The organism is Protofrankia sp. Cj5, assembly GCF_917627405.1.
Classification (GTDB): domain Bacteria; phylum Actinomycetota; class Actinomycetes; order Frankiales; family Frankiaceae; genus Protofrankia.
The window spans coordinates 1-4088 of the sequence record NZ_CAKJTO010000196.1; the positions used below are offsets into that span (position 1 = coordinate 1).

Annotated in this window: 2 protein-coding genes and 1 pseudogene; 1 reads left to right on the forward strand and 2 read right to left on the reverse strand. The window is 67.9% G+C overall.

The window, feature by feature from the left end:
• Both MJ777_RS22380 and MJ777_RS22385 read right to left on the reverse strand, forming a co-directional pair.
• A pseudogene (locus tag MJ777_RS22380) lies at positions 1 to 224 on the reverse strand (nicotinate phosphoribosyltransferase); the annotation flags it as partial.
• A 146-nt stretch (positions 225 to 370) separates the two neighbouring features.
• Positions 371 to 2824, reverse strand: coding sequence for a bifunctional diguanylate cyclase/phosphodiesterase (locus tag MJ777_RS22385; protein WP_239308669.1), 2454 nt, complete (start codon positions 2822 to 2824; stop codon positions 371 to 373).
• Between the two features lie 977 nt (positions 2825 to 3801).
• On the opposite strand from MJ777_RS22385, the gene clpS reads away from it, so the two are divergent.
• Positions 3802 to 4088 (forward strand): ATP-dependent Clp protease adapter ClpS (gene clpS / locus MJ777_RS22390; RefSeq protein ID WP_239377707.1); only part of this gene is annotated, 287 nt, incomplete at its 3' end.

Genomic DNA, 4088 nt, shown 5'->3' on the forward strand with positions numbered 1-4088 from the left:
AAGCAGAACGTCTCAAGGGCCTCCAGGAGACGTCCGGTGCCGGCGACCACACCGAACCGGCGGCCGGCTGGCAGCGCCCGGGTGAACACCTCGAAGACCACCCGGCGCGATGCCGCTCCAGACCATAACGCGGCCTGCAGCATCGTCAACTCGTAGTGGTCGGTCAGCAGAGCCGTCGATGTCTGCCCGGTGGGGCGCATGGACGGCGGTGTGGACGTGGCCATTCCGACCAGAGTAGGGACCTTGGCCGATAGGCGCTCGTGGTCCGGGGGCGGGCCAGCCCGCTCCGCTGTTCCCGGGGCCGTGAGAGGTGCGGTGAGAGGCGCCGTGAGAGAGGCCGGGAGAGAGGCCGGGAGCGGCCGGGGAAGGGCTACGATCGCGCGTCCTTCGGTTGGTAGGAGCGGGCGCGGCGCTGCTGGCGTGATCGCTGGTAGGCGGTGGGGAACGGCAGCACATCGGCCGAGTGGGGGGTGGTCAGCCGGCCGGCGTCCCGCAGCAGCGCCGTGATTTCCTCGGCTGGGCAGGGCGGCCTGATGAACCGCCCCTGAGCAAGATCACAGCCGAGAACGGTCAGGGCGTTCATCGTGTCGAGATCTTCGACACCCTCGGCGACAACCAGCAGCCCGAGGTCGTGGGCCAGATTGATGGTCGCGCGCACGATCGCGGCGTTGTCAGGGTTGTCGGTGAGGTTGCCGGTGAACGACTGGTCGATTTTCACCTCGTGCGGATCGAACTGCCTCAGCACGTTGAGGGCGCTGTAGCCGGTGCCGAAGTCGTCCACGGCGAGGCGCACACCGAGATCGCGGAGCGCGGCAAAGGAGTGGGCGGTTGTCGCCGAATCCATGACGACCGCTCTCTCGGTGACTTCCAGCGTGAGCGCTGAGGCCGGCACGCTGTTGGCGAGCAGAAGCTGCGCGATCTCGGTGGCGAGATCCGCTTCCAGCAGGTTACGCGCGAACAGGTTTACCGAAAGACGGATGGTGGCGCTGCCCGCGCGCCACCGTCCGCATGCGGACAACGCCTCCCCCAGCACAGCGCGGGTGAAGTCGCCGATGAGCCCGGACTGCTCCACCGCGCCGATGAAGGTCGCGGGAGTGAGCAGGCCGCGGGTCCGGTGCCGCCAGCGCGCGAGGGCCTCGACCGCGACGATACGGCCGCTGCCGAGGTCGATCTGTGGCTGGTAGTGCAGGGATATGTCGCCTTCGGCGAGCGCGCCGTGCAGGTCCGCCACCAGCTCCATGTGCGCCAGCGTGGAGGAGTCCTCGTCGGCCCGGTACCGGCGGTAGCCGCTGTGCGCTCGCTTCGCCTGGTACATCGCGACATCCGCGCGGCGCAGGAGCTCGTCGACGGTCCGGCCGTCCTCGGGAAAGCAGGCGACGCCGACGGACGCCTCCACCGAGAGCAGCATTCCCTCGAAGCTGACCGGACGGGCCAGCGCCTTGGCGATGGTGGCCGCGACGGTGTCGGCGGCTTCGGCGTCGCGGATGCCGGCCAGCAGCACGGCGAACTCGTCGCCGCCCACCCGCGTCACCAGATCGCCCGCGCGGACGGCGCGCTGGAGCCGGTCGGCGATACCGCGCAGCAGACGGTCACCGGCATCGTGCCCGAGGGTGTCGTTGACCTCTCTGAACCGATCGAGGTCGACCAGCAGTAGAGCGAACCGGGGGCCGGCCGCGGTGGTGCCCGCGATCGCTTCGGCGGTGCGCCGTTGCAGCATCCGCCGGTTGCCGAGCCCGGTGAGCGCGTCATGGCAGGCCTGCTCGTGGGCTTCGGCGTACGTACTGGCGTTGGCGACAGCCAGCGCGACGAGGTTCGCGAACGCGGCGAGGACGGCCTGTTCGTGCTCCTGCCAGATCGTCGGCTCGCCAAAGCGCAGCCTCAGCACGCCGACCTGCCCGGTGGGTCCGGACAGCGCGATCGTCACGTCATCCACCCGCCGGTGTCGGTCGGCCCGTTGCGGTGGTGGCGCTACCGCGGTCGAGTCGACCGTCAGCTCGACACCGTCCGGTTGGAAGATCTCGTAGGCGATCCGGCTGGCCGCGGTCTCGATGGTCCCTCCGTCGAGTACGGCGAGATCCTTGGCCGCGGCGTTGAGCTGGCGCCAGCGGTCCCGCTGCCGAGACGAGTTCACGTGCATCCGATAGACCATGACCAGGCTGGCCAGTACCGGTGGGAGGACGACCAGGGTGACCGGGCTCGTGTACGCGAGCGCGACGCTCCCACAGCCGACCACGATCCCACCGGCGGCGATCACCGTGCTGATGCCCGTGGTCTCGCGAAGCGTCCGGCGCAGGGGCATGCCCTGAGCCGTGGAGATCACCAGCGAGACCGACAGGCTGGTCCACAGGCAGAAGGCCAGGCCGGCCGCGGCGGCGAGCACGACGGTCGTCGCGCCGAGATGTCCGGCATGCCCGCCCTGGAGCCACAGGACGCCCGCGGCCACCGCCACCCCGATCGTGGCGCTGGCTCCGTTGAACAGCACCTTCACCGGCGGCCTGCCGAGGACGGCGTGCACGGCCGGGACGATGGCCGCGGTGATCACAATCAGGTCCTGGGCGGGCAGCAGGGCCAGCCCGATCACGACAGCGGCCTCACTGAGATCATGGTCGCCGGTGTGATGCCCGTAGCGGACGTGCAGCAGCGGTACCGGGCCGATCATGAGGCAGCCGACCCCGAGGGCCATTCGCCACCACGCAACGGGTTCAGGCACGGTCAGCAGGTGCGCCAGCGAGATTGCGGTGACACCGGCCGCGGCGCCGGTGACTAGGATGAGGATCAGATGATACTGGGACGGCAGAAACCGTGAGCGTGCGCCGACGGCCATGTGGGCTCCCGTCCTGCCTGTCGGGCTGTGACCGGGCCGCCGGGGCCCTGCGCCACCGCGCGGTGCCGTTTCCGGTATTTTCCGGGTTTCACACTGTGGACATCCTTCACTACTCCCCGATTGTGTACCACCCCTCGGGCCCAGGTGGGCTGACGCCGCTGTCGTTGGCATCGATATGCCCGGATGCGCCCGGGCCCGGGGTGGACGTGGCCTGTGGTGGCTCTCAGCCCCAGCTGACTCCTGCGTTCACGGCAGCTTCTCCTTTCTGGTGCGGCGTGATAAACGGAATTGCCGAAATATGCGCGGATTTATCCAGAAGAAAAGTTGTGCGAGGCTCGCGGCATTTCATGCCGAGGCCTGGTCGCCGGGTGGAGATGGGTCGCGCCTCGTCGTTTTCGGCGAGTGCGGAAGCGCATGGGGCGGGGTCGGGCCAGGTTCTTTGGAGCGCCCGGCAACAGGGCACAGATCAAGGAGCGGGATTGAGGTGCGTGCATCATGCGGCGGTAGGGGGCGCCACCCTGGTGGGTGGCGACTGACGAGCTGGGGTACCCGTGTATTGCGCGGCGATGGATGGGAAGCGATGGCGCGAGGCGCGTGCCCTGGCCCCGCGATGTCGCGTCCCCTGTTGCTGGTCGCTGTTAATCAGGTTTTTCTTTTCTGTGGCTGCCGTGGCGAGCTGTGACCAAGGATGCAGGCAAATCGGGACCCAATACAACTAAACATACTATTTTGGTTAACTATTGCCACGGTATGGGTGTATTTGCTGCCCGAGCGGTACGCTCCCAGCAAGGCTTCCCCGCCGTGATCGCAGGATGGGCGACAGCTCGCGGTGTTTTTCTCGGTGCGTGGCGCGATCGATCGCGAGTGCGGGTTTGCCGGCCATGAGAGCTCTCGTGGGGCATCCACCGTGACCCGCGGAACGGCGGGTGGCACAGGTCGGGCGGAAGACGGATCGTCGGCGCGTCACAATAGGGGTCGTGCCACTTGCTACCGTCGCACCCGAGGACATCTCAGAGGTTGACGAGACCGCCGAGGACGATCGGCCCTGGGTCACGATCGTCTGGAATGATCCGGTCAACCTGATGTCGTATGTGACTTACGTCTTCCAGAAGCTGTTCGGTTTCAGTCGGGACAAGGCCAAGGCCCTGATGCTCGACGTGCACCACAAGGGACGGGCCACCGTGTCGTCCGGTACCCGGGAGGAGATGGAACGCGACGCCACCCGCCTGCATGCTTATGGCCTGTGGGCCACGATCGCGCAGGA